The organism is Streptomyces sp. NPDC057854 (assembly GCF_042797055.1).
In the GTDB taxonomy this organism is placed as follows: Bacteria; Actinomycetota; Actinomycetes; order Streptomycetales; family Streptomycetaceae; genus Streptomyces.
Genome location: NZ_JBHVMF010000016.1, coordinates 159,449 through 175,701 on the forward strand (window position 1 = coordinate 159,449; position 16,253 = coordinate 175,701).

General features: G+C 76.3%; 12 protein-coding genes. 4 read left to right on the top strand and 8 right to left on the bottom strand.

What is annotated here, in order from left to right; all coding sequences use genetic code 11:
- Nucleotide 1: 1 nt before the first annotated feature.
- Both ACFVQZ_RS23375 and ACFVQZ_RS23380 read right to left on the bottom strand, forming a co-directional pair.
- Nucleotides 2-940: a DMT family transporter gene (locus ACFVQZ_RS23375; protein WP_383625625.1), complete on the bottom strand. Its 939-nt coding sequence runs from the start codon at nt 938-940 to the stop codon at nt 2-4.
- Nucleotides 941-1,065: 125 nt separating this feature from the next.
- On the bottom strand, nt 1,066-1,677 hold the full coding sequence (locus ACFVQZ_RS23380) for a dihydrofolate reductase family protein (protein WP_030496434.1): 612 nt from the start codon (nt 1,675-1,677) through the stop codon (nt 1,066-1,068).
- A gap of 173 nt (nt 1,678-1,850) precedes the next feature.
- Here ACFVQZ_RS23380 and ACFVQZ_RS23385 point away from each other — a divergent pair, with 173 nt between their 5' ends.
- On the top strand, nt 1,851-2,618 hold the full coding sequence (locus ACFVQZ_RS23385) for an SDR family NAD(P)-dependent oxidoreductase (protein ID WP_383625628.1): 768 nt from the start codon (nt 1,851-1,853) through the stop codon (nt 2,616-2,618).
- 317 nt (nt 2,619-2,935) lie between these two features.
- Here ACFVQZ_RS23385 and alc read toward each other — a convergent pair whose 3' ends face one another.
- Nucleotides 2,936-4,054, bottom strand: coding sequence for an allantoicase (gene alc / locus ACFVQZ_RS23390; RefSeq protein ID WP_030496432.1), 1,119 nt, complete (start codon nt 4,052-4,054; stop codon nt 2,936-2,938).
- 3 nt (nt 4,055-4,057) lie between these two features.
- Nucleotides 4,058-5,395, bottom strand: coding sequence for an allantoinase AllB (gene allB, locus ACFVQZ_RS23395; protein ID WP_030496431.1), 1,338 nt, complete (start codon nt 5,393-5,395; stop codon nt 4,058-4,060).
- Between the two features lie 327 nt (nt 5,396-5,722).
- Here allB and ACFVQZ_RS23400 point away from each other — a divergent pair, with 327 nt between their 5' ends.
- A complete protein-coding gene (locus ACFVQZ_RS23400) occupies nt 5,723-6,529 on the top strand; it encodes an IclR family transcriptional regulator (protein WP_030496430.1) in 807 nt (268 codons plus the stop codon).
- An 82-nt stretch (nt 6,530-6,611) separates the two neighbouring features.
- Here the strand turns inward: ACFVQZ_RS23400 and ACFVQZ_RS23405 are convergent, their stop codons facing one another.
- Both ACFVQZ_RS23405 and ACFVQZ_RS23410 read right to left on the bottom strand, forming a co-directional pair.
- Nucleotides 6,612-7,310, bottom strand: a complete 699-nt coding sequence (locus ACFVQZ_RS23405) for an ABC transporter ATP-binding protein (protein ID WP_030496429.1) — start codon at nt 7,308-7,310, stop codon at nt 6,612-6,614.
- A complete protein-coding gene (locus tag ACFVQZ_RS23410; RefSeq protein ID WP_383625635.1) occupies nt 7,307-8,383 on the bottom strand; it encodes an ABC transporter permease in 1,077 nt (358 codons plus the stop codon). Before ACFVQZ_RS23410 ends, ACFVQZ_RS23405 begins: the two co-directional genes overlap by 4 nt.
- A 112-nt stretch (nt 8,384-8,495) precedes the next feature.
- On the opposite strand from ACFVQZ_RS23410, the gene ACFVQZ_RS23415 reads away from it, so the two are divergent.
- Both ACFVQZ_RS23415 and ACFVQZ_RS23420 read left to right on the top strand, forming a co-directional pair.
- Nucleotides 8,496-9,659 (top strand): sensor histidine kinase, encoded by a 1,164-nt coding sequence (locus ACFVQZ_RS23415; protein ID WP_030496427.1) that lies wholly within the window; start codon nt 8,496-8,498, stop codon nt 9,657-9,659.
- Nucleotides 9,656-10,279 carry a response regulator gene (locus tag ACFVQZ_RS23420; protein WP_383625639.1) on the top strand — a complete coding sequence of 208 codons (624 nt, stop codon included), beginning with the start codon at nt 9,656-9,658 and terminating at the stop codon, nt 10,277-10,279. The genes ACFVQZ_RS23415 and ACFVQZ_RS23420 overlap by 4 nt, the downstream gene beginning before the upstream one ends.
- A gap of 15 nt (nt 10,280-10,294) precedes the next feature.
- Here ACFVQZ_RS23420 and ACFVQZ_RS23425 read toward each other — a convergent pair whose 3' ends face one another.
- The gene (locus tag ACFVQZ_RS23425) at nt 10,295-11,716 is read right to left on the bottom strand and encodes an esterase/lipase family protein (RefSeq protein WP_383625642.1); all 1,422 of its coding nucleotides are present in this window, start codon (nt 11,714-11,716) and stop codon (nt 10,295-10,297) included.
- A complete protein-coding gene (locus tag ACFVQZ_RS23430; protein ID WP_383625645.1) occupies nt 11,706-16,253 on the bottom strand; it encodes an AAA family ATPase in 4,548 nt (1,515 codons plus the stop codon). The genes ACFVQZ_RS23425 and ACFVQZ_RS23430 overlap by 11 nt, the downstream gene beginning before the upstream one ends.

Sequence of the window (16,253 nt, forward strand, 5' to 3'; positions counted from 1 at the left end):
CTTATCGGGGGTCCCGGTCGGCGCCGCGGCGGCCCCAGGCGGTGCCGGCGAGGACCAGGACGGCGCCCGCGAGGCCGAGGGCGCCGGGCCGGTCGCCGGCCAGGGCGATGCCGGCGAGGGCGGCCCAGAGCGGTTCGGTGCCGAGCAGCAGGCTGACCCGGGACGGGGAGGTGCGGCGTACGGCCCACATCTGCACGAAGAACGCGAAGAGGGTGCAGAAGACGGACAGGAAGATCAGTCCGGCCCACTCGCGGGGGCCGAAGTCCAGCGCGGTCGCCCACGGGGTGGCGCCGCCGCCGGCGGCGGCGAGGACGGCGAAGACGAGTACGGCGGTGCCGAGCTGGACGGTGGTCAGGGAGAGCGAGTCGGCCGACCGGACCGCCTCGATCCGCGCCATGGCGAGGACGTGCACGGTCCGGGCCGCCGCCGCGAGCAGGATCAGCAGGTCGCCGAGGGACGGGGCGGTGAATCCGGCGCCCTGGGTGAGCAGGACGACGCCGGTGACGGAGAGCGCGGCGGCGCCGAGGAAGCCGCGGGAGGGCCGGGTGCGGGTGACGGCGGCCTCGGCCAGCGGGGTGAAGATCATGGTAAGGCTGATGATCAGGCCCGCGTTGGTGGCGGAGGTGTGGACGACGCCGTAGGTCTCCAGCAGGAAGATCCCGGCGAGGATCCCGCCGAGCAGCGCGGCGCCCCGCCACTGCGGGCCGGTCAGCGCCCGCAGGCCCTTCCATCCGGCGCCGACCAGGACGGGCACCACCAGCGCGAACCGCAGCACCAGGACGGCGAGGACGGTGTGGCCGGTGGTGATGCCCTTGGCCGCGAGGTAGCTGCCGCCCCAGAACACGGCGACGAGCAGCAGCGGGAGGTCGGTGAGCCAGGCGCGGCGGCGGGCGGCGGACGGGACGGTGCCGGGGTACGGGGCGGCGGAGGATGCGGCCATGGGGTGCGGGTCTCCCACTGTGCTGACGGGGTGGAGACGACGGCGGCTCGCACGCGGAACGATCACCGTACCGGGCGGGGCCCCCGCCGACGACACCTTTCTCCCGCCCCCCGCCGCCGCCCCTGTCAGCCGTAACTGCCGTACGTGGGGCGTCCGGCGCGCTCGTACGTGTGGAGGGCGACGCCCGAGCCGGTGACGGCCGCGTCGGTGAGCCGGAAGGCGGTCGGCCGGGCGCCCTCCTCGAAGAGCCGGAAGCCGGTGCCGAGGACGACCGGGAAGACGTGCAGGTGGAGGGTGTCGACGAGGTCGTGGGCGAGCAGGGTGCGGGCGAGTCCGCCGCTGCCGTGCATCTGGATCTCGCCGTCGAGGCGCTCCTTGAGCGCGGTGACCTCCTGGACGGCGTCGCCGCGCAGCAGGGTGGTGCGGTTCCAGTCCGCGGAGTCGCGGGTGCGGGTGGCGACGTACTTGGGCAGGGCGTTGAGCTTGCTCGCGACGGGGTCGGCGGGGTCGTCGTGGTCCGGCCAGTACGCGGCGAAGATGTCGTAGGTGCGGCGGCCGAGGAGGAAGGCGGTGGGCCGGGCGAAGATCTCCTCGACGCGGCGGAGGAAGTCCTCGTCGCCGTAGGGCACGGACCAGCCGCCGTGCTCGAAGCCGCCGCTGCGGTCCTCGTCGGGGCCGCCGGGCGCCTGGTAGACGCCGTCGAGGGTGAGGAACTGGGTGAGGCTGAGGGTGGCCATGGCGGGAGCCTTTCGGTGGTGCGGTCGCACTCTCCACCCTGCGGGCCGCGGCGGGTTCCGCAACTCCCGCCGGCCGGCGCCGAACGCGGCGTCCGATGCCCGCCAGCGTCGGCTCCCCGCCCCCGCTTTCCTTGAATCCGCAAGCAGTTGTGCGATCGAGGAGGCAGGAAGCGATGTCCACGGTGAACACGGCGAACACGGCGAACACGATGAATGGCGCGGCGGTCCTGGTGACGGGCGGCAGCCGCGGCATCGGCGCGGCGACGGCGGTCCGGCTCGCGCTGGAGGGCGCCGACGTGGCCTTCACCTACGTACGGGACGAGACGGCGGCCAAGGAGGTCGCGGCCCGCATCGAGGCGTTCGGCCGCCGGGCGCTGCCGCTGCGCGCGGACGCGGCGGACGCCGGGGACGCGGCGGGCGCGGTGCACCGGGCGGCGGACGACCTGGGGCGGCTCGACGTCCTGGTGAACAACGTCGGCGTCGGCGTGCTCGGCCCGCTGGGCGAGCTGTCCCTCGCGGACGTGGACCGGGTGCTGGCGGTGAACGTCCGGGCGACGTTCCTCGCCGCGCAGGCGGCGGCGGAGCGGCTGCCGGACGGCGGCCGGATCATCACGATCGGCACCTGCATGACCCGGCGGGTCCCGGGCCCCGGCGGGACCCTCTACACGCTGAGCAAGTCGGCGCTGGTGGGCCTGACGCGGGCGCTGGCGCGCGAGCTCGGCGGGCGCGGGATCACCGCGAACATCGTCCACCCGGGCCCGGTCGACACCGACATGAACCCGGCCGACGGCCCGTACGCGGCGGGCCAGGCGGCCTTCACGGCCCTCGGCCGCTTCGGCACCCCGGACGAGGTGGCGGCGGCGGTCGCGTACCTGGCGGGCCCGGACGGCCGCTATGTGACGGGCGCGGAACTGTCGGTGGACGGCGGCCACGCGGCGTAGCCCGGACCCCCACGGGTCTGTGCCCGACGGGCCTCGGACCTGGTCCCGATGGGCTCGGCGAGTGAGCCGAAGGGGCGCGCCGGGGGAACGACCCCGGCCGCGCGGAGCCTCCCGAGGAACGAGGGAGGCGAGCACGGCCGGGGTCGTGAGCCCGGCACAAAGCGCCCCGGAGGCGAACCGAGCCCTGAAAAAGCGCGTGGGCGCACCGGTGCTGTCGGGTCGGTGCGCCCTCGCGGGCCGGGCGGGGTGTCGTGCCCGCCCGGGTCAGGGGCCGGTCGGTGTCGGCCGGCCGGGCCCCCGAGTCGTACGGGCTCCGCTCAGCCGCCGAGCTCCTGGTGGCGGGCGGTGAGGCGGGCGGCGCCCGTCTCGGTGAGGGAGCCGAAGAGGCGGAGGCGGGAGATGCCGCCGTCCGGGTAGATGTCGATCCGCACCCGGGAGCCGACGGCCGGGGTGTCGAGGACGAAGCGGTGGTTGGTGTCGGGCTGGAGGCGGGTCCGGGGCAGGATCTCGGTCCAGTCGTCGGAGCCTTCGGCGGCGACGGAGAGCGCGGCCCAGCCGGCGCTGTTGCCCTTGAGGTACGCGGTGTCGATCTCGACGGCGCGGATCTCGGACTCGGCGGCGAGGCTGTAGCGGATCCAGTCGTTGCCCTTGTCGCGGCGGCGGCGGGTCTCCCAGCCGTCGTCCATCTTGCGGGAGCGGCCGGGCTGGATGGTGTTGGTGGCCGGCGAGTAGAAGCGGTCGGAGGCGTCCTCGACCTGGCCGCCGTTCTCCAAAGCTGCGAGGTCGAACGTGCCGAGGACCTTGAGCCACTGCGGGTCGGGGGCGACCTCGCCGTACACGCGGAGGCGGGCGATGCCGCCGTCGGGGTGCTGGTTGACGCGGAGGTGGGTGAAGCGCTGTTCGACGTCGACGGCGAAGCCGTTGGCGGCGTGGCCGCCGATGGCGGTGCGCGGGACGAGGGTGGTCCACTTGACGTCGTCGGCGAGCAGGTCCTCGGGCGAGGGCGAGCCGGCGACGGAGGTGGCCTCGACGGAGACGGCCTGCGGGTAGTTGCCGCGGAAGTGGGCGGTGTCGACGACGATGCCGCGGATGACGCCGGGCGCGCCGAGGCGGACGAGCGCCCAGTCGTGGTCGTCGGCGGTGGGGTGCGGCTCGGCGGCGGAGACGCCGCGGCGGCGGCGGGTCTCCCAGCCGTCCATGATCTTGCCCTTGTGGCCGAAGTGCTCGGGGTCGAACTCGGCGGGCTCGGGCTTGAGCAGGTTCTCGCGCTCGGCGAAGAACTCGTCGTTGGCGGCGATGACGCCGGCGCCGAGGCGGCGGTCGGCGAGGTCGGCGTACTGGGTGAAGGGGAACGTGGCCGTGCGGTAGTCGGCGTACGGGTCGCCGCCGCCGTAGGGGCTGGCGTCGCCGGTGAAGGAGGGTATGCCGGTGCTCACGGGTCAGTTGTTCCTTTCGAGGAGGAGGCCGGCGGGCTCGGCCAGGGTGCCGCGGTCGTTGATCTTCCGGCCGCGCAGCCAGGTGGCGGTGACGACGCCGTGCAGGGTCTTGCCGGCGTAGGCGGTGATGCGGTTGCGGTGCTGGAGTTCGACGGGGTCGACGGTGAAGGTGGCGTCGGGGTCGACGACGGCGAAGTCGGCGTCCTTGCCCTCGGCGATGGCGCCCTTGCGGTCGAGGCCGGCGAGGCGGGCGGGGCCCTCGGACATCCAGCGGACGACGTCCTCCAGGGAGTGGCCGCGGCGGCGGGCCTCGGTCCAGATGGCCGGCAGGCCGAGCTGGAGGGAGGAGATGCCGCCCCAGGCGGAGGAGAAGTCGGGCGTCTTGAGGTCGGCGGTGGACGGCGAGTGGTCGGAGACGATGCAGTCGATCACGCCGTCGGCGAGTCCCTGCCACAGGGCGTCCTGGTTGACGGCCTCGCGGATGGGCGGGCAGCACTTGAACTCGGTGGCCCCGTCCGGGATCTCCTCGGCGGTGAGGGTGAGGAAGTGCGGACAGGACTCGACGGTCACCTTGACGCCGTCGGCCTTGGCGGCGGCGATCATCGGGAGCGCGTCGGAGGACGACAGGTGGAGCACGTGGACGCGGGCGCCGAGGCGCCGGGCCTGGTCGATGAGGTTGGCGATCGCCGTGTTCTCGGCGTCGCGCGGCCGGGAGGCGAGGAAGTCGGCGTACTGCTGCGAGGACTTCTGCGGGGCCGCCGCCAGGTGGTGCGGGTCCTCCGCGTGGACGATCATCAGCCCGTCGAAGCCGGCGACCTCCGCGAGCGACCGGGCCAGCTGCTCCTGGTCGAGCTCGGGGAACTCGTCGACGCCCGAGGGCGACAGGAAGCACTTGAAGCCGTAGACGCCGGCGTCGTGCAGGGGCCGCAGGTCCTTGACGTTGTCGGGGAGCGCTCCGCCCCAGAAGCCGACGTCGACGTGGGCCTTGGAGCGGGCGACGTCCTGCTTGACGCGCAGGTTCTCGACGGTCGTCGTCGGCGGCAGCGAGTTCAGCGGCATGTCGACGATGGTCGTGATGCCTCCGGCGGCGGCGGCGCGGGTGGCGGTCCAGAAGCCTTCCCACTCGGTACGGCCCGGGTCGTTCACATGGACGTGCGAGTCGACCAGACCGGGCAGGACGACGTCGTCGCCGACGTCCTCCAGCCGTGCGCCGGCCGGCACCTCGGCCTCGTAGGGCCATACGCCGGCGATCGTCCCGCCCGAGACGGCGATGGCCGCCGGCCGCGTGCCCTCCGGGGTGACGACCCGAGTCGAGCGCAGTACCAGGTTGACGTCCACCATGCCCCTTTCCCGTTCCGCTTCCACGAAGCAGAATTTCAACGAACTGTTGAAGGAGTCTGCGGCCGGGAGGAGAACCCGTCAAGGGCCCGTCCGTACCGCCGCCACCCCACCGACCCACCTTGTGCGTTTCCACAAAGTGGAATGCGGATTTCGTAGAGTAGAAGGTAGCTCCGCACAGGCAGGGTCGACAAGATTCCCGCGGAGCAGCCGCCGACATCGGACAAACACCCCGCTGACCGGCCCGGACGCCCGGCCCCGCACACGGTGCCCGGCCCGGCGGACCGGTAGGCTGCTGCCTTGCCCGCCTGCCCCGAAAGGACCGTTGACGTGCCGACGTCCAGCGCCAGCACCACCGACGCCGCCAAGCCCGCCGCGAGCGGCGGCGTCCAGTCCCTCGAGCGCGCCTTCGACCTCCTGGAACGGATGGCCGACGCCGGCGGCGAGGTAGGGCTCAGCGAGCTCTCCGCCAGCAGCGGGCTCCCGCTGCCCACCATCCACCGCCTCATGCGCACCCTCGTGGCCTGCGGCTACGTGCGGCAGCAGCCGAACCGGCGGTACGCGCTCGGCCCCCGCCTGATCCGCCTCGGCGAGTCCGCCTCCCGCCTGCTCGGCACCTGGGCCCGCCCCTACCTGGCGCGGCTCGTCGAGGAGACCGGCGAGACGGCGAACATGGCGCTCCTCGACGGCGACGAGATCGTGTACGTGGCGCAGGTGCCGTCCAAGCACTCGATGCGCATGTTCACCGAGGTCGGCCGCCGGGTGCTGCCGCACTCCACCGGCGTCGGCAAGGCGCTGCTCGCGCACACCCCGGACGACGAGGTGCGCGCCCTGCTCGCCCGGACCGGCATGCCGGCCGCCACCGAGAAGACCATCACCACGCCGGACGGCTTCCTCGCGGCGCTCGCGGCGGTCCGCGACACCGGGTACGCGGTCGACGACAACGAGCAGGAGATAGGGGTCCGCTGCCTCGCGGTCTCGGTCCCCGACTCGCCCACGGCGGCGGCGATCTCCATCTCGGGCCCGGCGGGCCGGGTCACGGAGGCGGCGACCGAGAAGATCGTCCCGATCCTCCAGCAGGTGGCCCGCGAACTCTCCACGGCCCTCGCGAACACCGCCGGCAACGGCCAGGCGTGACACCCCGCCCCTGATACGGGTGCGGCCCCCGTCCGGACAGCTCCGGACGGGGGCCGCGCCCGTGCCGGGGCGTCCCGGGCGCTCAGCCGGCCGTCACGGCGTCCGTCGCCGCGTCGTGCGTGAGACGTCCGTCCTCGACGGTCACCAGCCGGTCCGCCGCCGCCAGATGGGACCGGTCGTGCGTCACGAGGACGGTCGCCGTCCCCCGTTCCCGGGTCAGCGTCGCCAGGAGGTCCACGACCGCCGCGCCCCGCTCGTGGTCCAGCGCGCTCGTCGGCTCGTCGACGAGCAGCACCGACGGCTCGTTCATCAGCGCCCGGGCGATGTTGACGCGCTGCCGCTGCCCGCCGGAGAGCTGGTGCGGGTGGCGGGCGGCCCGGTCCGCGAGGCCGACCGCGTCGAGCAGGTCCATGGCCCGGCCCCGTACCGATGCCGGCGGACGCCCCGCCAGATGGGCCATCACCTGGAGCTGTTCGACGGCCGTCAGCGACGGCAGCAGGTTCGGCTGCTGGAAGACGATCCCGACGGAGGTGCGCCGCAGCGCCGCCCGGGCCGCCGCGTCCAGGCCCGTGGTGTCCGTGCCGGCGACGACGACCCGGCCCCGGTCGGGGGTGACGAGGGTGGCGGCCACGGCCAGCAGGCTGGACTTGCCGGAGCCGGAGGGGCCGACGACGGCGGTGAGACGGCCCGGCGGGACGGCGAGGGAGACCGCGTCGAGGGCGGTCAGCCGCCCGTCGCCGTCCGGGTAGGTGAGGGTGACGGCGTCGAGGACGAGGCTCATCGGACGCTCCCGAGCGCGGTGAGGGGGTCGACGGCGGTGATCCGCCGGACGGACAAGGCGGAGCCGGCCGCGCCGAGCGCGACGAGGACGCCGGCCGGGCCGAGGACGGTGAGCGGTTCCAGCACGAACGGCACGTCGCCGCCGCCGACGAGCGCGCCGATGCCGAGCGCGAGGCCGGTGCCCAGCAGCGTCCCCGCCACCAGCACCAGCACCGCCTGCCCGAGCGCGTCCCGCAGCAGGTACGGCGTGGAGGCGCCGAGCGCCTTGAGGACGGCGACGTCACCACCGCGCTGGATGGTCCACACGGTGAAGAAGGCCCCGACGACCAGCGCGGAGATCACGAAGAGGAAGCCGCGCATCAGCTGGAGGGAGCCGTTCTCCGCCTGGTAGGACCCGATGGCGGTGAGGGCGCCGTCGACGGTCCGCGTCTCGGTGCCGGCCGCCGCGTCCCCGGCGGCCCAGTCGGCGCCGTCGCCGCGCAGCGCGATCACCGTCGCCCGCTGCTCCGGGGCGGTGCCGGCGGGGCCGAGCCGCTGCCAGTCGCCGAGCGACGTCCACACCACGGGCGTGTGGCTGTACGCGTCGTCCCCGGCGACGGCGGCGACGGTGACCTCCAGCGGGCCGAGCCGGACCGCGTCCCCGGCGCGCGCGTCCAGCTCCTCGGCCGCCGACGCGGACAGCACGGCCGCGCCCGGGGCGACCGTCCCGGGCGCGAGCCCGTCGCCCGGCCGCGTACCGAAGGCGGAGACGGCGGCGGTCCGCTCCCCGGCCGCCGCGTCGGTCGTGCGGATGCCGAGCGGCGCCGCGGCCGTCACCCCGGGCCGCCGCGCCCACGCCGCCCACTGCCGCTCCGTCACCGCCGAGTCGGTGAACGAGACCGGCCGCCCGGCGGACGGCGCCGCGAAGGCGATCCGGTCGGCGGGCAGGCCGGTGACCGCGGAGACGTTCTCCCGCGCGAGTCCGGCCGTCAGCCCGGAAAGGAGCCCCACGAGCAGGGTGATCAGCACGATCACCGTGCCCATGAGGGCGAACCGCCCCCTGGCGAATCTCAGGTCTCTCCATGCCACGAACATGCGGCCCAGCCTGCTGCCCCGGCCCCCCCGCGGACATCGCGCGGCGGATGGGCCCGGATTCAAACTTTCGGTTGAGCCGCCCCCCGCCCGCCCTGTCTACGCTAGTGGGGTCATGGACGCGCGCACCCTCACCCCCGCCCTCCGCGCCCTGCGCCTCTGCCTCCACCTCCTCATGGCGGGGCTGCTGGGGCTGGCCGCGGTCCGCGCCCACTCCCCCGCGGGAACGGCCCTGGCGGCGGTGACCGGCGCGGTGTACGCGGCCGGGGCCCGGCTCCCCGCCGTACGCCGGTCGCAGCGGGCCGCCGCCGGCTGGCTCGCGGTCCTGGCGCTCGCCTGGCTGGCGCTGCTGGCGGCGACGCCCGAGGCGCTGTGGCTCGCCTTCCCGCTGTACTTCCTCCAGCTGCACCTGCTGCCCGCCCGCTGGTCGCTGCCGGCGGTCGCGCTGACGGCGGGCGCCGCGATCCTCTCGTACGTGGGGCACGGCGCCGCGCCGAACCCGGGGGTCTTCATCGGCCCGCTGCTCGGCGCCGCCGTGGCCGTCGCGACCGTCCTCGGCTACCAGGCGCTGTACCGGGAGAGCGAGCGGCGGCGCCGGCTCATCGAGGAGCTGATCGCCACCCGCGCCGAGCTGGCGGCGGCCGAGCGGCACGCGGGGACGCTCGCCGAGCGGGAGCGGCTGGCCCGCGAGATCCACGACACGCTCGCGCAGGGACTGTCCTCGATCCAGCTGCTGCTGCGGGCCGCCGAGCGGGCGCTGCCGGCGGGTTCGCCGGCGGCCGGGCACATCGACCGGGCGCGGCAGGCCGCGCAGGACAACCTGGCGGAGGCGCGCCGGTTCGTGCGGGCGCTGACGCCGCCGGACCTGGAGCACGGGTCGCTGGCGGCGGCGCTGGAGCGGCTGTGCGAACCGGGCGCGGGGCCGCGGGCGCGGTTCTCGGTGAGCGGCACGCCGGTCGGGCTGCCGACGCCGTACGAGGTGGCGCTGCTGCGGATCGCGCAGTCGGCGCTGGCGAACACGGTGCGGCACGCGGCGGCGGAGCGCGCGGAGATCACCCTGTCGTACATGGAGGACGCGGTGGCGCTGGACGTGGTGGACGACGGACGGGGGTTCGCGCCGGAGGCGGTGCGGGCGTCCGCCGACGGCGGCGGGTTCGGGCTGCCGGCGATGCGGTCGCGGGCGGAGTCGCTGGGCGGCACGTTCACGGTCGAGTCGGCGCCCGGGCAGGGCACCGCCGTCGCGGTCACCCTGCCGCTGCCCGCCGGGGGTGCCCGGTGATCCGGCTGCTGCTCGCCGACGACCACCCGGTGGTACGGGCGGGGCTGCGCGCGGTCCTGGACACCGAGCCCGGCTTCACCGTCGTCGGCGAGGCGGCGACGGCGGAGCGGGCCGTGGAGCTGGCGGCGGCCGGGGGCGTGGACGTGGTCCTGATGGACCTCCAGTTCGGCCCGGGCATGCACGGGGCGGAGGCGACGGCGGCGATCACCGCCCGGCCGGGCGGGCCGCGGGTGCTGGTGCTCACGACGTACGACGCGGACGCCGACATCCTGGCGGCGGTGGAGGCCGGCGCGTCCGGCTACCTGCTGAAGGACGCGCCGCCGGAGGAGCTGGCGGCGGCGGTGCGCACGGCGGCGGCCGGCCAGTCGGCGCTCGCGCCGGCGGTGGCGCACCGGCTGATGGACCGGATGCGGACCCCGGCGGAGGCCCTGACCAGGCGGGAGCTGGAAGTGCTCCAGCTCGTCGGCGAGGGCCTGTCCAACCAGCAGATCAGCAAGGTGCTCTTCCTCAGCCAGGCGACGGTGAAGTCCCACCTGGTGCACGTCTTCGCCAAGCTGGGCGTCGACTCCCGTACGGCGGCGGTGGCGGCGGCCCGCGAGCGCCGGCTGATCCGGCGCTGAGCCCGGTGCCTCCCCTTACGCGGATTCCTCCAGGACCAGCAGGGTCTCGCGGCGCGGTGCGAGGGCGCGCACCCGGGGCGCGGTGACCTCCACCGTCCAGACGCCGGGCGGCAGTTGGGCGGTGGCCCGGTAGCCGCCCTCGCCGTCGGGGCGGAGCCGGAGGTCCGCGGCGGTCTCGCCGGTGGCCGGGTCGTGGATCCGCGCGTCGAGCAGCAGCCGTTCCTCCTCGGAGACCGCGCCGATCTCGAAGGGCGTGCCGGCGGTGACGGCCTCGGGCAGGTCGAGTCCGAAGCCCCGGTCGCCGGCCTGGAACCTGCGGTGGTCCAGGGCGTCGTACCGGTCCTGGAGCTGGAGGTGCAGGTCCGGGTCGTTGGCGAGTTCCGTGTGCCCGAGGCCGTACCAGTCCATGCGGGCGCCGGACTCCCAGGCGGGCGGGGTCGCGGACAGGCAGGAGACGGTGCCGTCGCCCTGCCAGCGCGGGTCGCCGGGGAGCCGGTCGGCGAAGGCGAGGCCGCCGGGGCCTCGGCTGAGGGTGACGGCGGTGGGGGTGCCCCGGCCGCCGGCCGCGAACCAGGTGTAGGGGGCGGGCCGGCCGGCCGCCGCGTCGGCCGCCCGGTTCCTGCGCTGGGCCTCGTCGAGGCGGGCCCGGAAGGCGAACGCGTGCCGGACGGCGGCCGTGTCGAGGTCGGGCAGGGGCACGGTGTCGAGCCGGGTGCCGTCCGGGTCGCCGGTGACGCACTGGTAGGTGGGCAGCAGTTCGTGGACGGCGGGCATGCTGCGGGCGGCGGCGACCAGGCGCTCCCGCAGCCGGGCCGGGACGCCGAGGAGCTTGCGGCGGGGGAAGGCGCCGGTGAGCGCCTGGACGGCCTTGACCGCCCCGGAGTACGGCGTGCCGATGGTGACCAGCGAGCGGGCGGTGTCGCGTCCGCCGTACAGCTCCAGGTAACTGAGGGCCACCAGGCCGCCCATGGAGTGGGCGACCAGGACCACGCGCGGTTCGTCCGGGACGCCGGCCCGGCGGCAGGTGTCCCGCCACTCGTCGAGTTCGCGGGCGACGAAGGCGGCGAGCCGGCGGGCCGAGACCTCGTTCGACAGCCGCCAGTCGTACGCGAAGGTGACCACGCGGTTGCGGCCGGCGGCGCCCGCCCGGTCGAGGTGCTTGCGCAGCGGCTGGTACGCGACGTGCGGCATCAGCCCGGGCCAGCTGCGCGGCTGGAGGAGGAGGCCGGCCGGCTCCAGCCGGCCCTCGCCGGCGTCCTCGGGTTCGCCGGTGCCGAGCCCCGGGGGCAGGGTGAGGCGGGCGAAGAACTCCTCGGTGCCGCGCAGCAGGACGCGGCCCGCGACGCGCAGCGACAGGTCCCACACGTCGGTGCCGTCGGCGGACCGCAGGCGGCTGCCGAGGATGCCGGGGACGAAGACCACCAGGTCATGATTCATGCGCGGCCTCCGTGAGCCGGTCGGTCGGGGTGAGGTGGAGCAGGTCCATCCGGTCGAGGCCGACGGCCGCGAGGTACAGGCCGCCCGCCGGGGAGCGGGCGCTGAGGACGGACTGCACGTCGTAGCCGCGCGAGGGGATCTCCCAGCGCGCCGGCGTCTCGGCGCCGCCCGGGGCGACGGTCCAGCCGGTGATCTCGGTGAGGTCGGCCTGGAGGGACGCGGCCAGCAGGACGGGCGTGCCGTCGCCGGTGGTGGAGAACGCCAGGGAGTTGAGGCGCGGGGGCGCCCCGTCCAGGGCCCGCAGGCCGTCCGGGTCGTCGGGCCGGCCGAGGAGCAGGGTGCTGCGGGTCGGCTGGGCGTTGACGGCGGACCGGTGGGAGGCGGTGCCGGGCGCGTGCGGCACCGGCTCGTCGACGGCCACCGCGAGCCAGGTCCGTCCCGAACCGTCGCGGGTGGCGGCCAGCGCCCGGGCGGAGGAGCCCTTCGGCAGGCGGAGCCGGGCGCGGGGACCGCCGGGGGCGAGGCCGGGCCACAGCCAGAGGGAGTCGCCGGCGGTGGCGGCCAGCAGGGGCGCGCCGTCGGGGCCCTGGACGACCTCCAGGTGGCCGACGCGGCTGTTGGCCACCCAGTGGCCGGGCGACTCCTCGCCGGTGCGGACGCCGCGCCGGTGTATCCAGCGCCCGTCGGCGTAGAACAGCCACAGTTCCTCTCCGCCGCCGCCCGGGCCGGCGGCGGCGTCCTCGGCCAGGGCGACCGCCGGGAGCACGGCGCCGCGCCGGGGGGCCTCGAACTCCCGCCAGGGCGCGTCCCGCGGTCCGTCCAGCGGCCGGATCCGGGCCAGTGAGCGGCCCTGCCTGTCCCGTCCGCCGACCGCCAGCCAGGTGCGTCCGCCGCGGTCGGTGTGCAGGGCGACGGCGCCGGCCTCGCCCAGGTCGTCCGTCTCGTACAGCCGCCGCCCCGTCAGGTCCCAGGCGCGCAGCCGGCTGCCGGAGGCGAGGGCCACCGCCCCGGACCCCGGGCTGCCGGCCGCGTCGGGGGCGAGCGCCCCGAACAGCTTGGCGCTCGGCGACAGCAGGCCGTCGCCGCGGACCGGGGCGGAGCCTGCGGCGGGCGGGTCCCAGACGCGGACGCGGACGCCGTCGGCGACCGCCACGGCGCCGCTGTCGTCGGGGAGGAAGGCCAGCGAGGTGGGGCGGCTGCGGTGCCCGGGGCGCCGGGGGAGCTCGCGGCCCCGGGAGAGGTTCCAGATCCGCGCGGCGTCCCCGTCGAGGACGGCCAGCATCAGGTCGTCGCCCTGGTGCCCGAGGGCGACCGCGGTGCCGGACGGCTCCCGGCGCCGGCCGTCCGGCACCGGCAGCGGGACGGGGGCGGAGCCGTCGTCGGGGAGCCGCCACACCCGGATGTCGGGGCGGCCGGTGAACAGCCCGGCCACGTAGGTGCCGGCGGGCGCACCGGCGGCGGGGGCGGCCGGGGGCGCGTCCGCCGTGCCCGCCGGGGACCACGACGGGCCCGCCGCCGGCCGGTGTTCGACCACGGCGAGGGCCTGGCAGGTGCCGCTGTCGGCGCCGAAGACGTGCAGCCGGCCCCCGGTCCGCACGTCCCACAGCTCGCAGCCCCCGTCACCGCCGGCCACCACGCACAGCGTGTCGCCCAGCCGCGCCACCGCGACCGCGGACACCACGCCCGGTTCCGTGCCGCGCCCGAGGTGCCAGCGCCGGAACCGGTGGTGCCGCGGCCGGCCGTCGGTCCACGTCCACACGCCCACGTGGAACCCGCCGGCCGCGGCCACCACCTCCGTGTCCTCGTCGCCGCCGACGGCCACGTCCGAGATGCCGGCGCCCCAGCCGAGGACCCGCACCTCACCGCTGTCGCGCGGCCACACGAGCAGCCGCCCCGCGTCGCCGGCCACCGCCGCGACGGGCGAGTCGGGCCGGACGGGCACCTTGAGGCTGTGCAGCCGGTTCGCGGCGCGCCCGGCCTCGGCGGCGATGTTGTCGCGCAGCAGCTCCGGTCCGCCGCCCGCCAGCGGCCAGCGCCACAGCTGCTCCCCGGCGCCGAGGAGGGCCGGCTCCGGGACGGTGGTGCCCGCGAGGGCCAGGACGTCGCCGCGCGGGGCCCGCCACTCGCGGCTGTGCCCGAGCGCCTCGGCCGTGGTCCAGCGGTCCTCCCACGGCAGGTCGGCGCCGCGCCGAGCCCAGCCGAGCAGCGCGGGGTCGTCCCGCAGGGCGGTCGCGGTGAGCAGGGTGGCCCGCCGCACCGGGGTGCCCGCCCGGCCGAGGCCGTCCGCGATCCTGCGGTACAGGGCGGTCCGCGGGGTGGCCGGGCGCTCGGGCCGGTCGAGCACCATGCTCATCCGCTCGGGGTCCAGGCGCAGCAGCAGCGCGGGCCGGTCGAAGAGTTCGTGGAGCCGGCCGGCCGCGGCGGCGTGGTCGGCGAGGTGGCGGGCGATGTACGGGCCGGTGGTCTCCCGGCCCGCGTACGCGGTGTCGTGCGCGGCGAGCAGGACGTCGGTCAGCACCGAGTGCAGCTGCTCCGGTCCGCCGGGGGCGGCGGCGGTCAGGTGCCCGACCCACGCCTTGTGGTAGAGCCGGTTGACCTTCTGCCCGCTGCCTCCGGCGATGTCGATGTGGGCGCCGGCGTGGTGCAGGATCCATTCGATGTCGTCGTCGCGGTACCGGTGGCCGGTCCCGGCGCGGGCGGCGAGGGCGTTGGCGGCGGACAGCCAGATGCCGTCCTCCTCCGGGAGTCCGGCGCCCTGTGCGGCGGCCAGCGGCAGCAGCAGTCCCCTGGCCCAGCCGGGCCGGTCGCCGGACCGCCGGCCGTCGGCTCCGGCGGCCGCGTCGAGGTCGGCGAGCTCCTGGTCGAAGACGTCGTCGAGGCCCGCCTCCAGGACGGAGCGGAACTCGGGGGTGGTCTCGGCGTAGGGCCGGTCGAGGCGGGCGAGGAGGGCCGAGTAGAGCAGGGCGGCGAGGAAGGAGCCCTGGCAGCGGGCGGCGACGGCGGCCACCACCCGGTCGCGCAGCGCGCCGTCGGCCGGTGTGCCGGGCGCGCCGGAGCCGTCGTCCCGGGCGGCCCCGCCGGGTAAGGACGCGGCGTACGGCGAGGGGGGCGCGGCCAGCCTCAGGCGGGTGTACGCGGCGATGTCGGCGTCCCGTTCGGTGTCCCGGTCCAGGTCCTCGACCTGGGCGCGGGCGGCCGGCGGGAGCAGCGCGGTCCGGGTGAGCGTCCGGCTGCCGACGACCAGCTGGACGCCGGGCAGCTGGGCGAGCGGGGCCAGCACCTCCTCGGCGATCACCTCGGCCTGTCCGGGCGCCGCCTCGTCCAGTCCGTCGACGACGAAGGCGGTGGCCGCCCTGCCGCGGGTCTCCCGGCCGATCGCGGCCAGCACCTGTGCGGGGCTGCGCCACGCGCCGTCGGGCGGGGCCAGCTCCATGTCCTCGGCGAGCCGGCGGGCGACGTCCAGGGCGGCGGCGTCGCGGCAGAGCGCGACGGCGGCGACCGTGGCGCGGGGCCGCGGCGGGATCCCGGCGGCGCGGTGGAGGGGGCCGCCGTCGGTCTCCAGGGCGAACCGCACCAGCTGGGCGAGGAAGGCGGACTTGCCGCAGCCGGGTTTCCCGGTGACGAGCAGCACCGGGTGCCCCTGGGGGGCCGCCAGCCAGTCCGCGGCCCGGCGGAGCGGACCGTGCCGGCCGACGAACGTCTCGCTGTCGGACACGTGCCGGAGGCTGGGGAACCGGCTCTGCCGGAGTTCGGCGGCGGCGCCGCGCAGCGCCGCGGACTGCGCGCTGGCCCGGGGGTCGTGGTAGGGGTTGCGGAAGAAGCGGTTGAGCCCTTCGCCGCCGTAGAGGCGGGATTCCTGCCGTTCCTGTTCCGGCACCCGGTGCCGGACCGCCTCCATGAGTTCGCCCGCGCCCAGGGCGGCGGTGTACGGCGTCCACAGGGCGCCGTGCCGGGTGGTGGCCCGCCGGTCGCGGACCAGGTCCTCCAGGCAGCGGAGCCAGACGCCGACGCGGGCGCGCTCCTCGCGGGCCGCGGTGCCGACGTACCCGATGCTGCGGACGGGGCGGGCCTCCGCCTCCTCCATGGTGCGCAGGTGGTCGTCCAGCTGGCGGGCCAGGGCGCCGGAGTGGCAGGCGTCGATGACGCACAGGACGTCGCCGCGGACCTTGGTGAGGCGCGCGTGGAGGGCTCCGGCGTCCATCGAGGTCTCGGTGGCCCAGTCCGGGTCCCAGTCGGCCGCGGGGAGGGTGACGCCGAACCCGAGGTCCTCGCCGTGGCCCAGCCAGTAGAGGAGGGTCCGGCCGCCCGGGGTGGAGCGCCGGGCGACGCCCATCAGCTGTTCCGCGATCTCCCGCCGGGTGCCGGTGATCACCGGTCCCCCGCGCGCGAAGCCGAGTTCGGCGGCAACCGTCCAGAAGCGCTCGATCACCTGGTCGGCGCCCAGGAGTTCGGGCAGGGTCTCTGGGCCGTCCGGCGGCCCGAAGCGGCGCACGCACACCGCGTAGGCGAGGCTGTGCTCCGTGGTGGCTCGGTCCAC

What these genes read in the sequence shown, in the direction of transcription:
- ACFVQZ_RS23415 (WP_030496427.1), top strand. Translation starts at nt 8,496, where the DNA reads ATGGACGCGCGCACCCTCACCCCCGCCCTCCGCGCCCTGCGCCTCTGC.
- ACFVQZ_RS23425 (WP_383625642.1), bottom strand. Translation starts at nt 11,716, where the DNA reads ATGAATCATGACCTGGTGGTCTTCGTCCCCGGCATCCTCGGCAGCCGC.
- ACFVQZ_RS23375 (WP_383625625.1), bottom strand. Translation starts at nt 940, where the DNA reads ATGGCCGCATCCTCCGCCGCCCCGTACCCCGGCACCGTCCCGTCCGCC.
- ACFVQZ_RS23385 (WP_383625628.1), top strand. Translation starts at nt 1,851, where the DNA reads ATGTCCACGGTGAACACGGCGAACACGGCGAACACGATGAATGGCGCG.
- ACFVQZ_RS23410 (WP_383625635.1), bottom strand. Translation starts at nt 8,383, where the DNA reads ATGTTCGTGGCATGGAGAGACCTGAGATTCGCCAGGGGGCGGTTCGCC.
- allB (WP_030496431.1), bottom strand. Translation starts at nt 5,395, where the DNA reads ATGGTGGACGTCAACCTGGTACTGCGCTCGACTCGGGTCGTCACCCCG.
- ACFVQZ_RS23380 (WP_030496434.1), bottom strand. Translation starts at nt 1,677, where the DNA reads ATGGCCACCCTCAGCCTCACCCAGTTCCTCACCCTCGACGGCGTCTAC.
- ACFVQZ_RS23405 (WP_030496429.1), bottom strand. Translation starts at nt 7,310, where the DNA reads ATGAGCCTCGTCCTCGACGCCGTCACCCTCACCTACCCGGACGGCGAC.